Here is a 16,612-nt window from a genome sequence, read left to right as displayed (position 1 = left end):
TGGCAACTGCGCAGGCGGCGTCGACATCGATCCCGACCACCGCAGTCCCGCCCGGCAGATCCGCCCCCGTCATGACGGTGGCCGCAGGTCGCGGTACTTGCGCAGTTCCTGCTTCGCGATCGCACGCTTGTGCACCTCGTCGGGACCGTCGGCGAAGCGCAGTGTGCGCAGATGCGCGTAGGCCATGGCGAGCGGGAAATCATCGGTGACACCGCCACCACCGTGGACCTGGATCGCGCGGTCGACGATCTTCAACGCGATGTTCGGTCCGGCAACCTTGATGGCCGCGATCTCGGTGCGTGCTTCCTTGTTGCCGACCGTATCCATCAGGTATGCGGCCTTGAGGGTGAGAAGACGGATCATCTCGATCTCGATGCGCGCCTCGGCGATCCAGTCCTGGATGTTCGCGTTGTCGGCGACCGGCCTGCCGAACGTGACGCGCGATTGCGCACGCCTGCACATCAGTTCGAGGGCGCGTTCGGCCACACCGATCGATCGCATACAGTGATGGATTCGGCCGGGGCCCAGACGTGCCTGACTGATCGCGAAACCTTCACCCTCACCCTTCAGGACGTCCTTCGTCGGAACCCGGACCCCCTCGAACAGGATCTCGGCGTGGCCTTCGCGGTCGTGGTAACCGAAGACCGGCAGGTTGCGCACCACGGTGACGCCGGGGGCGTCGATGGGGACGACCATCATCGACTGCTGCCGGTGGGGAGCAGCGGCGGGGTCGGTCTTGCCCATCACGATGAGCACCTTGCAGTTCTTGTGCATCGCGTTGGACGCGAACCATTTACGCCCGTCGAGGACGTAATCGTCGCCGTCGCGGACCATCGACATCTCGATGTTGGTGGCATCCGAACTAGCGACATCGGGCTCGGTCATCGCGAAGGCCGAGCGCATCGTGCCGTCGAGCAACGGCTTCAGGTATTTCTCCTTGTGCTCATCCGTTCCGAAAAGCGTGAACACCTCCATGTTTCCGGTGTCCGGGGCGGCGCAGTTGCACGCCTCCGCTGCCAGCGGGCTCCGGCCCATGATCTCCGCCAGCGGGGCGTATTCGAGGTTGGTGAGCCCGGGGCCCCACTCCGGATGCGGATGGAAGAGGTTCCACAGCCCGCGCGAGCGCGCTTCCGCCTTGAGGTCCTCCATGATGGGCGGGTGGAAGTGCGGATCGCCGGCTTCGGACATCTGACGGTGATAGACGGCCTCGGCCGGGTAGACGTGGGAATCCATGAAATCCAGCAGGTCCGCCCGATATTTCTCGGCGCGCGGTGACAAGTCGAACAGGGACACGGCAAGCTCCTCGAAGAGTCGATCAGGATTCGGACATCAGAGACCGCTGGTAGCGCCGCATTCCACGCAGCCACCGGTCGTAGTCGGCACCCTTGTTCCGGTACATCTGGAGCACCTCGGGGTGCGGAAGGATCAGGAACCGTTCTTCCCGGATGCCGTCGAGCACGATCTCGGCGACGTCGACGGGCTCGAGCACGGCCGCGGAGGACATCACGGCGCGGGTACCGAGGTCTCCGAGGGATGCTCCGGAGTTGCTGCCGGAGTACAGCAGTGGCGTGTTGACACCCATCGGGCAGATACAGCTGACGCGGACGCCCCGGTCGCCGTACATCACCGACAGCCATTCTGCGAATCCGACGGCCGCGTGCTTGGTGACGGAATACCCGGCCGCACCGATCTGGGTGAGTAGCCCCGCCGCCGATGCGGTGCTCACGAAGTATCCTTCGCCGCGCTCGACCCATCCGGGGACGAGAAGTGTCGCGGCCCGGATATGCGCCCGCAGGTTGACGTCGAAGACGTTCTCCCACTGGGCGTCGTCGAGGTCGAGCCCGGGTGCGCCCGTGATGCCAGCGTTCGCGAAGTACAGGTCGACCGGCCCGAAGCGAGTTTCGGCGATCTCGATGACCCGTGCGATCGCGGTGGCATCGGATGCGTCGGCACCTACGGCGACGGCACTGCCGGGGTGTTCTGCCAGGATGCGCGCGACCGTCTTCTCGGCAGCGGAAGCGTCGAGGTCGACCACCACGACCCTGGCTCCTGCGTGTGCGAGGCCGCCAGCAAGGGCGTCACCGATCCCGCTCCCCCCGCCGGTCACGATGGCGACTTTCCCTGCAACGTCCACTTTGCCTCCCGACAGCAGCGTTCCTCGTCCCCCGCACTATAAGTTGAATACGGCGTCAACTTCAACTAGTGAGGTCGTGGAGCCGGCACGTGCCACACAACCCGCAGGGGACTCCTACGTCTCGGTGCGACCGTACGCGCGAAGTACGTCGGCCATCAGCAGATCCAATGCCTCGCCCGCGGGCACCTCACTCCGAGCTCGCTTGTAGTTCAGAGACAATGTGAGGTCATCGAAGCGCGCGATATACCTACCCCCTTCCGGCGTGAGCCACCAGATTTCGACCTCGACCCCGGCGACAGTCGTGGTGTCCCACACGCTGTCGGGCTCGGAATGTCCCGACACCCACAATGTCGCCTCGGGGGTGATATACGAGTTCACCCCGGACCACTCGCATCCTGGCTCGGCAAGAAACTCGCGTGGCATCGCCTCCCCCGCTCCCAACAGATCGAGAGTCTCGCCCGATATCGCGGTACACGGGTCGATACCCTCCGCCGCTTCGGGATCTGCGACCGTCGAGACGGTGGTGCCGTTGCGGGTCACGGTGACTTCTTGCTGGCTGCAGGCAACGCAGGCCGCGGTCGCGAGGAGAGCGAGGGTAGCGATGCGAGTCGTCATGCCCGCATCGTACGACGACCGGACGCCTGAGACGGGTCAGGTTCCCTACGTGATCCGCAGCGCGTTGACCCACAGCCGGGTCGCAGTATAGGCGAGCGTGTCCATGTCCACGGACTCGTCCTCGTCGACAACGAAGTGAGTAAAGGCAAGTCGGCTGATCATGCCCGACAGCGCCTTCGACGCCAAGAGCGCGTCGACCTCGCGGTCGGCGAGACCGCGGTCCTGTAGATGCGCAATGCTGCGCGCGTTGCGGCGGATGAAGGCGTCGCCCCGCTTCTGACGCAGTTCACGGAAGACCGGATCGATGTGCGAGACCTGCTCCAGCAGACCCATCAGCTTCGCGTTACGCCGATACGCCTCGAGATACGCCCGGTTGCTCGCCTCCACGACCGCGGCCGGATCGTCCTCGTCGGCCACCCGCGGCATGCCCGGATGAAGCATGTCCTCCTGCGCCAGTTCGAGCACCGCCGCGAAGATCTCTTCCTTGCTCGAGAAGTACGTGTAGAACGTCCCTGCCGAACACTTCGCATGCTTCGTGATGTCGACGAGCCGGGTATCGAGGTAGCCGGTGCTCTCGAACACCGTCCGAGCAGCGGCGATCAACGACGACCGTGTCCGCAACCCCCGCTCGGTGACCGGCAGATCCCGCAGCAACGACGACGGCGCCATCGACGGAGGGGCGTCGTCGAATGTGTCATCGGTGTGAGAACGCGGCACTCTGTATTTATACGTGATCGGCACGTGACCGCTGACCACCCTGGACGAGCGCCCCGAGGAGCCGCGACCGTGAGCGAACCGCTACCTCTTGCCCGCGCACGTCGCGAGGTCGCGCCCGGAGCGGTGCACGTGCCCGAGTGGCTGGACCGCGACATGCAACGCCGGTTGGTCGACGCATGCCGCGACTGGGCGCGGGGCCCGGCCCCCATGCGGCACACCGCGCTTCCCGGAGGCGGCATCATGTCGGTACAGACCGCCTGCCTGGGTTGGCATTGGTCTCCGTACCGCTACACGCGCAGGGCGGTGGACGTCGACGGCGCACCCCTCCCCCCGCTACCCCACTGGCTCACCGACCTCGGCCGCCGAGCAGTCGCCGACGCATACGCGCGCCCTCGCGACGTCTACCGGCCGGACACCGCCGTGATCAATTTCTACGACGCCGACGCCCGGATGGGGATGCACCAGGACAAGGACGAACGCGTCGCGGAACCCATCGTGTCGTTGAGCCTCGGCGACGCATGCCTCTTCCGGTTCGGAAACTGCGAGACACGAGGCCGCCCCTACACCGACGTGCGACTCGAATCCGGCGATCTCTTCGTGTTCGGCGGTCCGTCACGGTTCGCGTATCACGGTGTACCCGCAGTCTTTCCGGACACCCGTCCGGCCGACCTCGGAATGACACGGGGACGCCTCAACATCACCCTTCGCATGACGGGCCTCTCACCCACGCACTGTGATCACTTTCACGATGAAAACGACAAAATAGACAGCTGCCCGGAGCCGGGGGTCCGATAGTATCGGCTTCAATCATCGCCTGTCGGGGGCCGACCAGGAGATCTGTGCATGCCCCGGACCACCCACATATCCACCCGCGCCTTCGGATTGTTCGCCTCAGCGCTGATCACCGCCGCGGGCACCACACTGGTCACCGCACCCACCGCTACCGCCGACGACGCAGGCCCCTGCCCGGACCGCTACGTCCTGGCGGTCGACGGCACCAAGGGCTTCGGCACGCCGGACTCGATCGACCCGGATTCGCCGCTCGTGGAGATCTCCGACCGCCTCCGCGGTCCAGGCACCGTCGTCGAACACATCCGATACCCCGCCGTGGTCCTGCCGATGCCCAGTTCGGGTTCCCACGACGACGGCGACGGTATCGACGACGACGGCGCGATCGCCTACGACAGATCCAAACAGATCGGACATCAGCAACTACGCGAGACCATCACTGCCCGTCACGGCATGTGCCCCGACGCCGATCTGTTGATCCTCGGCTATTCGCAGGGCGCCTCGATCGCCGGCGACGTCCTCGCCGAGATCGCCGCCGACGGCTCCGTACCACCCGACCGGATCAGCGGCATCCTCTACTCGGATCCCCGCGACACCCGCGGCGTCGAGACCCTGTTTCCGGGTCCGCTTGTTCCCGGTGTGACGCTCGGCGGCGCGCGTCACGAATTCGGCCTGATTCCCGTCCAGCGGATCTGCATCGAAGGCGACGCGATCTGCGACAGCCGCACCCCCGGCGACAGCGACGATTGGCTCAAGGAGAACGTTACCGGGTATCTCGAACTGCACACGAAATACCCCGACTACCAGCCCTGACGAGCGCGCACATCCACAGCCTCACCGTCGATCGCGAGATCCGGCCACTCGCTTCAAACCGCCACCGCACGTCCGGATTCGAGTCGAAGAACGCGATCTGCGGCGGCGATGGATTCGTCATCGTGAGTCACGCAAGCAACTGCCGCTCCCTAGCGAGTCGCGTACTCGGCGAGGATCTCACGTGTGCGCCGGCGACTGACCGAATCCAACCCGGCGGCGGGTTCGTCGAGAAGCGGAATCGACTCCTCTTGCACGACCCCTTGGGCAAGGAGTGCTCGTACGAAGCGATCGAGTTGCCCGACAGTATCGAGTACACCTGGCGCGGTATCGCTCGCGGACCGAATGAGCAAGCCTACGTTCTCGCAACCGATGGATCCGGATATCAGCGACTCGTCGCGCAATGGCTGTGCATGAACTTCACGCTTGCGTCCTGCGGTCGGGCACCTTAAAGTGAACGTCATTCATAAATAGATGTGGCAACCCTAACCTAATTCAAAGATTCACTGCCGACGACAATCGGTTTCCCCGACGCCACAGGAGTGCCATGACGACCACCACACCTGCCACCGTTCCCCCGTCAAAAGACCAGCGACAGACATCTGACTCCGCCCACGAGCAGAAGGGTCAACAGAAGGCAGGCGCCCGGGCGCTGAAAGAGCTGATGAGTCCGGTGTCGGCGCGCCTCACCGCCGGTCGGGTCCTCGCGGCGACGTCAGGCATCCTCGCAGTGGTCCCCTATATCGCCCTGGTGCGAATCGGTGATCTCCTACTCAGTGCCCACAACTCGAACAGCGCCGTCGACGGCGACGAGGTCGAGCTGTGGATTCGAATTCTCCTCGTCACCTTCCTACTCCGGCTGGTCATCTACTTCACCGCGTTGCTCGTCGCCCACTTCGCCGACATCAAGCTCGGTCACATCATCCAGCTTCGACTGGTGAGACGGTTCTCCCGCGTTCCGCTCGCCTGGTTCACGTCCACCAATTCCGGACGCGTACGAAAAGCGCTGCAGGACGACATCGGAACAATCCATCACCTCATCGCCCATCAACCCGTGGACGGGACCAACGCGGTGATGATGCCTCTGGCGTTGATGGTCTACGCCTTCATCATCGACTGGCGCCTGGGACTACTGTCGATCGCGACGATCCCGCTCTACGCCGGCGCGATGGCCGGGTCCATGCGCGGCATGGGCGAGAATACCGCGGAAATGGACCGGCGACTGTCCACCGTGTCGGCACGGATGGTCGAGTTCGTCACCGGCATATCGGTCGTCAAGGCGTTCGGGCGCGTGGGCCGTGCCCACCGCGGCTATCAAGAAGCCGCCGATGACTTCTACGACTTCTACCTGGCCTGGGTCAAGCCGCTGATCCGGGTTTCTGCGCTCGGGACCTCAGTGCTCGCCGTACCGCTGGTGCTTCTCATCAACATCGGCGTCGGGGCGATCCTTGTCGATCGCGACATCGTCAGCACCGCCGATGTGCTCGCCGTCTGCCTCATCGCGCTGCTGATCCCGTACGCACTCGAGACCCTGATGAATTCGATGTGGGCCCAGCAGATGGCAGGGGGCGCCGCGCTGCGGCTCGTCGATCTGGTGAACACCCCGGTCCTGTCGCGCACCGACGATGGACATGATCACGAACTCCGTTCTCACGAGGTCACATTCGACCGAGTCAGCTACACCTACGGTTCCGGTCCCGATGCGGTACTCGCCGTCGACGACGCCTCGTTCACCCTTCGGCAGGGGACTGTCACCGCACTCATCGGCCCCTCCGGGTCTGGCAAATCGACGATTGCCACGTTGCTCGCGCGCTTCGACGATCCTCGGTCGGGGACCATCCGTATCGGCGGGGTGCCGCTCGATCGGATCGCAGACCTGTACGCCCATGTCGGCTTCGTACTTCAGGATCCCCAACTTCTCGGCATCAGCATCCGCGACAACATCATGCTGGGACGACCGGATGCCACCGACACACAGGTTCGGGAAGCAGCGGCCGCCGCCCGGATTCTCGACGACATCGAGGCCCTCCCGGACGGCTTCGACACCCTCTACGGCACCGAGTCGGGGTTGTCCGGCGGGCAGGCGCAACGCATCGCGATCGCCCGAGCGCTGCTCGTCGACGCCCCGATCCTGATCCTCGACGAAGCCACTGCCCTCACGGATCCCGAGTCCGAACACCACATCCAACACGCCCTGTCCACACTTGTCCGGGGCAGGACTGTTCTGGTGATCGCCCATCGTCCCGAGGTCATCAAGGGCGTCGATCGGATCATCGTGGTCGATTCCGGTCGTGTGTCGGCCATCGGGACCCATGAAGAGTTGCTCGGCCACCCCGAATATGCGCGCTTGTGGCGAGTGACCGGAGCCGAGTTGCGCCTCACCGAAACCGACCGTGCCGGCGGCACCGACTGCGAAGGAACCCGCCGATGAAACTTCCGCTGATCGACATCGTCCCCCGGATGCAGCGCATGATCTCACACCCGGAGAACATGCGGCCTGCCATCGTCGCCAGCGTGATCGTGGGCCTGGTCGAAGGTTTCGCGCTCGCGGCTCTCCTCCCCACCATCAGCGCACTGGCAGAGGACGACGCGGTCTGGGGGCTGGGACTTGCCGGCTGGCTGTGGGTGCTCGGCATCCTGTCGGTGGCCAGTTTCCTGCTCAACTACTGGGCCAACAAGGCCAATTACGACGTCGCGCTCGACTTCCTACGAAGCTTCCATCGCCTTGTCGGTGACCAGGTCGCCAAGCAACCCCTCGGGTGGTTCGCGCGGCCGCTGGCGGGTGCCCTGTCCCGAATGGTGTCGTCGGAGCTGATGTCGGCGGGCGAGATCTTTGCCCACATGTTCGGGCCACTCGTCTCGCGCAGTACGGCGGCGATCGTGATCATCGTCGCCGCGTGGTTCTGGGACCCCGCGCTCGGTCTGATCCTCACCGCTGCGGTGCCGGTGTTCGTCCTCATCACATTGGCGTCGACGGCACTGATGCGCAAGGGCAGGTCGATTCACGAACCGAAGGAAGCCGTATTGGCCAACCGGGTTGTGGAGTACGCCCAGTGCCAGGGCGCGATCCGCTCCTGCGCCCGCAACGACGACTATGCGCCGCTGGGGCACGCGCTCGAGGGCGCGTATTCGGCCAAGAAGCGAGGGCTGTGGCTCGAGACGATCGGCATGCTTCTCAGCGGAATGGTCACCCAGGGTGTGATCGTGGTGCTGATCACCGTGACCGGATCGCTCGCCACGGACGGTTTCCTGCAACCGATCCCGGCGCTGGCATTCATCGGCCTCGCACTGCGGTTCACCTCGACGCTGTCGGCCATCACCGAGAGCGCGATGGGTCTGGAGTCGCGACGACCACTGCTCGACGCGCTCGACGACGTACTTACCGCGCAGCCCCTACCCGAGCCCGGCGCCCCCGGAACGCTGCCCTCGCCGGGCAGCGTGGAACTCGACGACGTCACCTTCTCGTACTCACCCGGTTCCGCGCCGGCGGTGCGCAATGTCTCGATGACGGTCTCCCCGGGTTCGATGGTGGCTCTGGTCGGTCCCTCTGGCAGCGGCAAAACAACCATTGCGCGGCTTCTCTGCCGCTTCTACGACGCCGCCGAGGGACGGGTACTCGTTGGCGGTCTCTCCGTGACCGACCAGACTTCCGAGCAACTGATGGGCCAGCTGTCGATGGTGTTCCAGGATGTCTATCTGTTCGACGACACGCTCGAGGCCAACGTCGCGGTGGGTCGCGACGACGCGACCGAGGCGGAGATCCGAGAGGCCGCTGACCTCGCCGGCGTCACGGAGATAGCCGAGCGGCTACCCGACGGCTGGCACACACGGGTCGGGGAAGGTGGCCGGGGCATCTCCGGCGGAGAGCGCCAACGAGTGGCGATCGCGCGGGCCCTGCTCAAGAAAGCACCGATCGTCCTGCTCGACGAGGCGACATCGGCTCTCGATGTCGAGAACGAAACAAACATCGTCGCGGCAATAGAGAGACTGCGCGAACAGGCGACCGTCGTCGTCATCGCCCATCGACTTGCCACGATCATGGGAGCCGACAAGATCGTCGTGCTCGATGCCGACGGCAGGATCGCGGGCCAGGGGACGCACGAGGAACTGCTGACTGCCGGAGGCACATACTCTCAGTTCTGGCGTCGGCTCGAGGAGGCGCAGGGCTGGCAACTGGCGCACTAGCGTCTACGTAAACCTGATACATCCTGCCACCTACGTGCCAGGCAGTCCAGATCCACGTTCCTCACGGCTACCCGCGGCATCCTGCGACACCGTGGGCTCGACCGTGTCCCACACCGACGCTTCAGATGCAGGACGAGACTTCGATTTGTTCACCCCCTCAGTCGAGATCGGGGCCGGAACAAACGCTTCGATCCTGGCCGATGGCGTCGTCATGGCACTCGGCGGCCTCTTCGAGGCGCACGGTTTCGGAAAGTATCAGCAAGTATTAGGTATTTCGTCTACTGTCGCTAGCCTGGTGGCATGGACCATGTTGATGGCACGAACGCGGGCTCACCGGTCCTGCTGAGCAAGAAGGCCGGGCGGAAGCCGGTTTTCACCGAGCAGGACGTCATCGATGCCGCCCTCGACGAGGGTCTCGACCGCTTCACGTTGTCCGCTGTGGGTCGTCGCCTCGGCGTGGCAACCACTGCGCTGTATCGTCTGTTCGCTTCGCGCGACGAGATCGTCGTAGCGTGCCTCGACCACATTGCTGCCGGAATCCGGGTGCCCGACGATGATGCAGCCGACTGGCGCACGATGCTCCAACTCTGGGCGGACGAATGTTGGCGGGTGTGTGACGACTTTCCCGGACTCAGCCGGCTGGTCTACAGCTACGCCTCCGCATTCACCCGCATCGAGGGGGTCATCGCTGCGTATGCCCGAGCCCTGGCGGCGCACGACAAAACAGACAGGCAATCCCTGTTCGCACTCGACTTCATCGGAGACACCGTCTTTGCCTGTCACCTCGGCGTGGAGTCGTGGCGGAACGTCGACGACAGCGGCACCACCGGCTTCGATCGCATGAAAGAAGCCGTGGGCCACGAGTCGATCATCGAGCCACGCGAATCCTGGCGTGAGCGGGGTGTGGTCGACACCAAGATCGAGTTCATCCTCATGGGATTGGAGCATCACTGGCCGGAGATCTGAACCTGCACTCGACCTCGTCTCGAGGCCGCGGTGATACTCCAACACTCGTTGCACCACAAAGTCATTGACGACCCCGAAGCGAGCTGAGCGCTGCCTGGTGTGCGGGTACCCTGGCGAGAGTGGGCTCGGACTACTACCACCTGGCGATGCGGTGCTCGGAGAGACTGTAGTGGGTGCCCCAGAATCGAATTGGCGCCGCAGTCACCAAATCGCCCACGATCCATTGACGCACGACCAATTCGGTACGGTGGTTATATGAGCGGCGATTTCCCCGATTCGCAGATCTCACCCGACGGCGACCTTCTCGCCCTCGACCGTCAGGTGTGTTTTGCCCTGTCGGTGGCAAACCGTGCGGTGCTCGCGGTCTACCGGCCGATCCTCGAGCCGCTCGGACTGACGCACCCGCAGTACCTCGTCATGCTGACCCTGTGGGAACAAGCGCCACTGTCGGTCAAGGAGATCGGCGCACTCCTGCAACTCGATTCTCCGACGCTGTCCCCGCTGCTCAAACGGCTCGAGACCCTCGGTTTGATCACCCGCACCCGAAGCGCGATCGACGAGCGGCGACTCGACGTCGACCTGACCGACCCCGGTCGCGACCTGCGCGCCGACGCCGAATCCGTGCCGGTCCAGGTCATCGCTGCGCTCGGCGTGGACATCTCGGAACTCGAGGAACTGCACCGAGTCCTCACCCGGATCAACGCCGCTGCCCTCGCCCGACTGGCGCAGCACCCGTAGTGGCAGGGCACGTCCACACGGGAACTTCCGGGTATCGCCAGTCAGCTCCCGACACCCACGACCACCACTGTCGGTAGTCGTCGGGGCGACACCACCAAGTTGAGGATCAGGTCCACCCACTCCATCATCACCTGCCGCCCAGTTCCACAAAACGGGTCACACCGTCCAAAGTGCGCTCCAGACCGAACTCGAACCAAGCGTTCAGATCCGGGGGCCCAGTCAGTTCCGAAGCCAGTTGCAGCATCGTCTCAGCACCGATCGACGTCAGCGCCTCCGCCCCCGCCTGGCCGGTGTCCTCGAATGCGGCCGAGACATTGTCGTCGGCGTCGTCGTTGATCGCGAGCATTGCGGCACCCTGAACGAAGGAGCTGACTGTCATCACGATCCAGAGTTTGTGCGTTGCACTCACTTCGAGTTCGTTCACCGCATGCATCGACCATTCGATCTCGGCGGTCGTCCCGGGACCCATCGGCAGCTTTGTGCTCGCCATCACCCCGAGCATCCAGGGATGCTTCCGATAGCGGGCCCATTTCGCCCGGGCGGTGAAGGTCAGGCGGCTTCGCCAACTGTCGAACTGCTTCTCGGGTGGATAGGCGGTCTCTGCAACCACCGCGTCGGCCATCAGGTCGACGAGTTCAGCCTTCCCTGGAACGTATCGGTAGAGGGTCATAACTCCACTACCCACTTCTCGAGCAAGCCGATTCATCGAGAGGGCGGCTAGACCTTCGGAGTCAGCGATCTCGATGCCCGTCCGGATGATCTTGGGGAGCGAAAGACCAGGCTTGGGTCCGCGTGAGCCTCGCTGGTGGCCGGTCCAGAGGAGAGCGTGGCGTCGCCGAGCCCGTTCAGCCCTGCCGTCGCCATCTTCAGGCATACCCACAACCACCTTTCTGCGTGTACCGTACCAAGTATTAAGTGCGTTCCCCATACGCAGTAAATTGCGGACGGAGCACTTGCTGCCTGGCCGACCAGACCGAAAGAAGGACGTTGATGCCCTACCCACCAGGTGAAAACCGATCTCGTGTAGACGATCTCGACGCCATCCGCGGCTTCGCCCTACTTGGAATACTCATCGTCAACATCACATTCATGGCCTCCGGCTATCCCGGCAATCTGGCCATCGATCCGGCATTCACCTCGAACATCGACGATCTGACTCGCTGGCTCTCGTCCGTGTTCGTCGACATGAAGTTCTATGTCCTGTTCTCCTTCCTATTCGGCTACAGCTTCACCTTGCAGATGGCCTCAGCCAGCCGAGCAGGCGTCGACATCCGTCCCCGCATGATCCGCAGGATCGTCGGGTTGTTCGTGTTCGGGGCTCTGCACACCGTGTTTCTTTATGGGGGCGACATCCTCATGACCTACGCCGTCGTCTGCGCAGTACTGCTCGCGATGCGCAACGTCAGAGATCGCACAGCACTGCGCGTAGCCGCCGTCGTCTACGGCGTGGTCCTCGTGAGTCTCCTGGTGAGCGGGCTTTTCCTCGACAGCTCCGCGTTCCTGCCCTCCGCAGCCGACGCGCAGGCGAACGGGGCCGCTGCGACGGAGTCGCTACTCGGCGGTTGGCGTGAGGTGATCGGCCACCACATCGACGGTCTCGCCCTGCTGATCGTCCAGGCGATCAGCATGCAAGGCCCGACGGCACTTGCGATGTTCCTGCTGGGAATGCTGGCAGGCCGACGAAAGCTGCTCAGCGGGATCCGCGGAGATGAGTGGGCCCTCCGGAGGATTCAACTGGCCTGCTTCCCGATCGGGCTGCTCGGTGCAGTGGTGTACGCCAGCGCGGGAGCCAACCACAACACACTCGCCGTCGCGGCCAGCGTCGCCACCGCGCCGCTCCTGACAGCGGCATACGTCGCGACCTTGCTACGGCTGATGCACCGCCACCGGACGTCTGCAGTCCGCTCTGCGCTTGCCCCGGCAGGCCGAATGGCGCTGACCAACTATCTCGGGCAGTCCCTGATCGGCCTGCTGATCTTCAGCGGCATCGGACTCGGCCTGGCCGGATCGTTGTCACCGCTGGCGACCATGGGCGTGGCCGTCGTAGTCTTCGCCTTTCAGTTGGCTGTGAGTGCGTGGTGGTTGCGCAGGCGTCGGTACGGCCCGGCGGAATGGTTGCTCCGCTGGATCACCAACGGCGTACGACCGACCAAGAGCAGCGTCTCCCCGAAGGTGCCCTGAGTTGCGACATGGAGTGGACGCACATCCCTTCATCCACGAGGACGACCTCTCCGCGATCACGGCCGTGCGCCGAAAAACTCGGGTCAGCGCGGTGGGAGCAGCGCGACCGAGGCCTCGCCCGTGTACACGAGGAACGTCAGTGTCTCCTGAAAGTACAACTGCACACTCTCGGCATCGTGTGAGAGGTATCCGATCGACAGGTCCTGCCCCACCTGCAGGTCGTAATCGCCGCCGCGAGTGGTCATGACGAAGGCACCATCGATCGCCGGCGCCCAGATGATCTCACCGTCGATCAGTCGCCGAATCTGCTCGCGGATCGGGTATCCGTGGTCTGCGGTCTCGCTGACCTTCGTGAATGCGTCGGCGCTCAGCAGCACCGAGTACGGACCGCCCACACCGGCGAGACGCAACTCCGATAAGGCCAGGCTGATGGTCTCCGGAATGTCGCGAGGGTCCTCGGCCAACTGCAGTGCGGTGTTGGTCGACGACGCTCGAATACCCTCGATCCCGGCAGCAGCGTATCCCTCGAAGATCGCGCGGTCCTCGGCGAAGGCGATCTTCTTGGCGGCTTCTTTCACCGCGTCGAGATCGACATCGTGGGCACCGCGCTCGACGTTGTCGAGTTCCTCGCGCAAGAGCGTGAACGGCACCCGCAGTTCGACCACGTTCGCGACCCGATGCTGCCGCGCCGCCACGCCATCGGCCGGGGCGTCGATCTCGGTGGTACGCCCGAGACCGACCGCCGCGAAATCGGCACCGTGCGGACCCGAGAAGTCTACGACGATCCGGCCGGCGACGTGACGCTTGAAGGTCCGGGAAGCTTCCTCTTCGATCTCGGCCCACGCCGCATCCGTGATCGGGGCCAGTTCGCGATACAGATTGTTCACAGCATTGAACTCCTTCTGAGAGGGCCGATTCCGAGGGATCCGTCTCCGACGGTCGGTGCGGTGGATTCATCGACGGTGCCGAAGTCCTGCGGAGCAGGAGGAAGGTCGTCGAGGAATTCCATGGACGGGCAGAAGAACAGGGTGCCCGTGACGGCCGTGGAGAAATCGAGAATCCGGTCGTGATTTCCGGGCGGATCTCCGAGGAACATGTTGCGCAGCATCTGCTCGGTCACCTCCGGTGTTGCCGAGTACCCGATGAAGTAGGTGCCGAACTCGTCGGCACCGAAGCTCCCGAACGGCATATTGGCCCGCAGGATCTCTCGTTCGACGCCGTTCTCGTCGACGATCGTGTTGAGCGCGACATGTGAATTCGCCGGCTTGACGTCGTCGTCGAGTTCGATGTCGTCGAGTTTGGTGCGCCCGATCGCGCCTTCCTGCTCCTCGACCGACAGCGCGTTCCATGCCTCGAGATCGTGCAGATACTTCTGCACGATGACATAACTGCCGCCGGCGAAGGCACGGTCGCCGTCGGCGACCAGAGTCGCAGCAACGGCATCGTCATCTTCGGGGTTCTCGGTGCCGTCGACGAACCCCAGCAAATCGCGGCGGTCGAAGTACCGGAATCCGTGGGTCTCGTCGACGACCCGCGCGACACCGCGCAGCCGATCGTTGATCTTCCCCACGAGTTCGAAGCACAGGTCCATCGTCGACGCGCGCACATGGAACAGGAGGTCGCCCGGCGTGGCGGGTGCGTGGTGCGTGTCGCCGTCCAGCGGGATGAATCCGTGGAGCTCGGCGGGGCGCGGCCCGGAGAACAGCCGATCCCACAACGCCGATCCGATCCCGGCAACCACCGAGAGCCCGCCGTCGGGGATGCGGAATCCGACGGCACGACGCAGGCTCGCGAGGTCGGCGAGTAGATCCCGGGCCGCGGGCTCGCCGCCCTCGTCCACCGTGACGACGAGAAAGATCGCCGCCTCGGTCAAGGGCGTCATGATCGGCTGTGAACCTGGCACAAGATCACCGTAGTAGAAACGGCCTCGACATGGGAGGCCGAGACATCACGCCTCGGCGGCACTCTGCCCGGCACGACGGCCGAAGAAACTGCCGTCCCCCAGGGACGTTCCGGACGCGTAACCGCCCGCGCAGACGCCGGACGTACACCGACCTGCCGCGAACAGGCCGCGAATGGGCTCACCCGAGACGTGCAAAACCTCGGAGTCGACCGTGGTGCGCAGGCCGCCGAGGGTGAAACCGCCGGTCATTTCACGCAGATCGATCGCAGCGACCGGCGTTCCGATCGGCTTGACCCATTCCGGCTTCTTGCCCAATAGCGGATCCTCACCGTGTGCTGCATGCCGGTTGTACACCTCGACGGTGGACCGCAGCGCACCCGCGGGCAAGCCCATCTCGGATTCGAGCTCGTCGACGGTCTCGCACACCCACTTCGGTTGGTGGCGCAGCTCCTCGATGGCGGTCGGACGAGACATACCCTCCTCGTACGCAGCCTCATCGATGATGAGGAACGCCTGGTTCTGATTCTCGAACAACGTGGCCTGCCCGACGCGCCCCGGGTAGGTGTCCTCGTTGATGAAACGCTGGCCACGCCCGTTGACGAGGATGCCGCGGACGAACAGTTGCGGATCACAGAAGAACGCAACCTCGGTGGCATCCATGTGCGCCAGATCTGCGCCGAGAGCCTGCGCCATCCGGATCGCGCGGCCGTCGTGCTCCTCGATCGACGCCGCAGGACGACCGGCGATCCGCGGCGCGAACGATCGGACCATCGTGTCGTTGTAGGCAAAGCTGCCGGTGGCGAGGACGACCCCGCGGCGAGCGCGCACGGCGACATCCCTGCCGTACTGTTTGGCCAACACACCCACGACGCGGCCATCGGCGTCGACGATCAGCCGTTGTACCCGCATGTCGTACTGGGCCTTGACACCGAGTTCGACAGCCTTGTCGGTGAGCGGCTTCATCAGCATGAAGCCGCCGCCCTTTTCGGTGTCGGCATTCTTGTTGTCCATCTGCGGGACGTGGCCGCGCGGCGCAGGCGGGATCGAGGTGTTGAACGGTGCCGCATTCTCGCCACCGCTGTACATCAGACCGTCGTCCTGCGGTGGTTCCCACCCGGGCTCACCCCAGAAACTCATCTTGAACGGAACGCCACACTCGTCGACCAGCCAGTGATAGTGGTCGACGCTGCCCTCGCAGTAGACGTCGATCTTGGCTTCGTCGACGCCGGGACCGAGTGCGGCCTTCATGAAGGCTTTCATGTTGTCGACGGTGTCGTCGAACCCGCACGCCTTCTGCAGTGGGGTGCCGCCACCCATATAGATGAAACCGCCGGCCATGGCCGCCGCGCCGCCCCATCCCCCTGTGCGTTCGAGTACCAGCACCTCGGCGCCTGCCTGCGACGCACTGACGGCGGCTGCGGCACCGGCCACGCCGAACCCGGCGACAACGACGTCGGCCTCGAAGGCCCAGTCGGAGATTTCCTCAGCACGAACGGGACTGATCGGAGTGTCTTCTGCCATGTGCGCGTCCTCTCACCAGATGATGTCGAGCACATAGTTCAGGGATGGGTGGT

The 16,612-nt window shown here is 64.4% G+C and carries 16 protein-coding genes; 7 read left to right on the top strand and 9 right to left on the bottom strand.

The genetic code is table 11. From position 1 onward, the window contains the following. Positions 1-69 precede the first annotated feature (69 nt). The 4 genes from ACZI8W_RS04025 to ACZI8W_RS04010 form a co-directional block, all read right to left on the bottom strand. The gene (locus tag ACZI8W_RS04025; RefSeq protein ID WP_463367201.1) at positions 70-1,293 is read right to left on the bottom strand and encodes an acyl-CoA dehydrogenase family protein; all 1,224 of its coding nucleotides are present in this window, start codon (positions 1,291-1,293) and stop codon (positions 70-72) included. 22 nt (positions 1,294-1,315) lie between these two features. Continuing rightward, the gene (locus ACZI8W_RS04020) at positions 1,316-2,134 is read right to left on the bottom strand and encodes an SDR family oxidoreductase (protein WP_463367200.1); all 819 of its coding nucleotides are present in this window, start codon (positions 2,132-2,134) and stop codon (positions 1,316-1,318) included. 114 nt (positions 2,135-2,248) lie between these two features. Next, entirely contained in the window at positions 2,249-2,749 is a 501-nt protein-coding gene (locus ACZI8W_RS04015; RefSeq protein WP_463367199.1) for a hypothetical protein, read from the bottom strand. A gap of 45 nt (positions 2,750-2,794) precedes the next feature. Next, complete coding sequence (locus ACZI8W_RS04010; RefSeq protein WP_463367531.1) at positions 2,795-3,418, bottom strand: TetR/AcrR family transcriptional regulator; 624 nt, start codon at positions 3,416-3,418, stop codon at positions 2,795-2,797. 117 nt (positions 3,419-3,535) lie between these two features. Here ACZI8W_RS04010 and ACZI8W_RS04005 point away from each other — a divergent pair, with 117 nt between their 5' ends. Both ACZI8W_RS04005 and ACZI8W_RS04000 read left to right on the top strand, forming a co-directional pair. Next, positions 3,536-4,261 (top strand): alpha-ketoglutarate-dependent dioxygenase AlkB family protein, encoded by a 726-nt coding sequence (locus ACZI8W_RS04005; RefSeq protein ID WP_463367198.1) that lies wholly within the window; start codon positions 3,536-3,538, stop codon positions 4,259-4,261. Between the two features lie 48 nt (positions 4,262-4,309). Beyond that, the gene (locus ACZI8W_RS04000; protein WP_463367197.1) at positions 4,310-5,068 is read left to right on the top strand and encodes a cutinase family protein; all 759 of its coding nucleotides are present in this window, start codon (positions 4,310-4,312) and stop codon (positions 5,066-5,068) included. A gap of 149 nt (positions 5,069-5,217) precedes the next feature. Here ACZI8W_RS04000 and ACZI8W_RS03995 read toward each other — a convergent pair whose 3' ends face one another. Continuing rightward, positions 5,218-5,418 (bottom strand): P-loop NTPase family protein, encoded by a 201-nt coding sequence (locus ACZI8W_RS03995; RefSeq protein WP_463367196.1) that lies wholly within the window; start codon positions 5,416-5,418, stop codon positions 5,218-5,220. Positions 5,419-5,612: 194 nt separating this feature from the next. On the opposite strand from ACZI8W_RS03995, the gene ACZI8W_RS03990 reads away from it, so the two are divergent. The 4 genes from ACZI8W_RS03990 (at position 5,613) to ACZI8W_RS03975 (ending at position 10,954) form a co-directional block, all read left to right on the top strand. Further along, positions 5,613-7,496, top strand: a complete 1,884-nt coding sequence (locus ACZI8W_RS03990) for an ABC transporter ATP-binding protein (RefSeq protein WP_463367195.1) — start codon at positions 5,613-5,615, stop codon at positions 7,494-7,496. Continuing rightward, positions 7,493-9,250, top strand: a complete 1,758-nt coding sequence (locus tag ACZI8W_RS03985) for an ABC transporter ATP-binding protein (RefSeq protein ID WP_463367194.1) — start codon at positions 7,493-7,495, stop codon at positions 9,248-9,250. Before ACZI8W_RS03990 ends, ACZI8W_RS03985 begins: the two co-directional genes overlap by 4 nt. Before the next feature lie 300 nt (positions 9,251-9,550). Then, a complete protein-coding gene (locus tag ACZI8W_RS03980) occupies positions 9,551-10,216 on the top strand; it encodes a TetR/AcrR family transcriptional regulator (protein ID WP_463367193.1) in 666 nt (221 codons plus the stop codon). A gap of 255 nt (positions 10,217-10,471) precedes the next feature. Next, entirely contained in the window at positions 10,472-10,954 is a 483-nt protein-coding gene (locus tag ACZI8W_RS03975) for a MarR family winged helix-turn-helix transcriptional regulator (protein WP_463367192.1), read from the top strand. A gap of 127 nt (positions 10,955-11,081) precedes the next feature. Here ACZI8W_RS03975 and ACZI8W_RS03970 read toward each other — a convergent pair whose 3' ends face one another. Next, positions 11,082-11,828, bottom strand: a complete 747-nt coding sequence (locus ACZI8W_RS03970; RefSeq protein ID WP_463367191.1) for a TetR/AcrR family transcriptional regulator — start codon at positions 11,826-11,828, stop codon at positions 11,082-11,084. 116 nt (positions 11,829-11,944) lie between these two features. On the opposite strand from ACZI8W_RS03970, the gene ACZI8W_RS03965 reads away from it, so the two are divergent. Next, the gene (locus tag ACZI8W_RS03965; protein ID WP_463367190.1) at positions 11,945-13,135 is read left to right on the top strand and encodes a DUF418 domain-containing protein; all 1,191 of its coding nucleotides are present in this window, start codon (positions 11,945-11,947) and stop codon (positions 13,133-13,135) included. An 83-nt stretch (positions 13,136-13,218) separates the two neighbouring features. On the opposite strand, the gene ACZI8W_RS03960 is transcribed toward ACZI8W_RS03965, so the two are convergent. The 3 genes from ACZI8W_RS03960 to ACZI8W_RS03950 form a co-directional block, all read right to left on the bottom strand. Beyond that, complete coding sequence (locus ACZI8W_RS03960) at positions 13,219-14,022, bottom strand: family 1 encapsulin nanocompartment shell protein (RefSeq protein WP_463367189.1); 804 nt, start codon at positions 14,020-14,022, stop codon at positions 13,219-13,221. Next, positions 14,019-15,017, bottom strand: a complete 999-nt coding sequence (locus ACZI8W_RS03955; protein WP_463367188.1) for a Dyp-type peroxidase — start codon at positions 15,015-15,017, stop codon at positions 14,019-14,021. Before ACZI8W_RS03955 ends, ACZI8W_RS03960 begins: the two co-directional genes overlap by 4 nt. Positions 15,018-15,083: 66 nt before the next feature. Beyond that, complete coding sequence (locus ACZI8W_RS03950; protein ID WP_463367187.1) at positions 15,084-16,559, bottom strand: FAD-dependent oxidoreductase; 1,476 nt, start codon at positions 16,557-16,559, stop codon at positions 15,084-15,086. Positions 16,560-16,612: the final 53 nt, after the last annotated feature.

This window comes from Rhodococcus ruitaii (assembly GCF_055230935.1).
Note: the sequence above shows the minus strand (reverse complement) of the source record. Positions and strands in the feature narration are given on the sequence as shown.

Coding starts and splice junctions, on each gene's coding strand:
- ACZI8W_RS04010 (WP_463367531.1), bottom strand. CDS start 3,418: ATGGCGCCGTCGTCGTTGCTGCGGGATCTGCCGGTCACCGAGCGGGGG.
- ACZI8W_RS04015 (WP_463367199.1), bottom strand. CDS start 2,749: ATGACGACTCGCATCGCTACCCTCGCTCTCCTCGCGACCGCGGCCTGC.
- ACZI8W_RS03985 (WP_463367194.1), top strand. CDS start 7,493: ATGAAACTTCCGCTGATCGACATCGTCCCCCGGATGCAGCGCATGATC.
- ACZI8W_RS03975 (WP_463367192.1), top strand. CDS start 10,472: ATGAGCGGCGATTTCCCCGATTCGCAGATCTCACCCGACGGCGACCTT.
- ACZI8W_RS03950 (WP_463367187.1), bottom strand. CDS start 16,559: ATGGCAGAAGACACTCCGATCAGTCCCGTTCGTGCTGAGGAAATCTCC.
- ACZI8W_RS04000 (WP_463367197.1), top strand. CDS start 4,310: ATGCCCCGGACCACCCACATATCCACCCGCGCCTTCGGATTGTTCGCC.
- ACZI8W_RS03970 (WP_463367191.1), bottom strand. CDS start 11,828: ATGCCTGAAGATGGCGACGGCAGGGCTGAACGGGCTCGGCGACGCCAC.
- ACZI8W_RS03980 (WP_463367193.1), top strand. CDS start 9,551: ATGGACCATGTTGATGGCACGAACGCGGGCTCACCGGTCCTGCTGAGC.
- ACZI8W_RS03965 (WP_463367190.1), top strand. CDS start 11,945: ATGCCCTACCCACCAGGTGAAAACCGATCTCGTGTAGACGATCTCGAC.
- ACZI8W_RS03990 (WP_463367195.1), top strand. CDS start 5,613: ATGACGACCACCACACCTGCCACCGTTCCCCCGTCAAAAGACCAGCGA.
- ACZI8W_RS03955 (WP_463367188.1), bottom strand. CDS start 15,017: ATGACGCCCTTGACCGAGGCGGCGATCTTTCTCGTCGTCACGGTGGAC.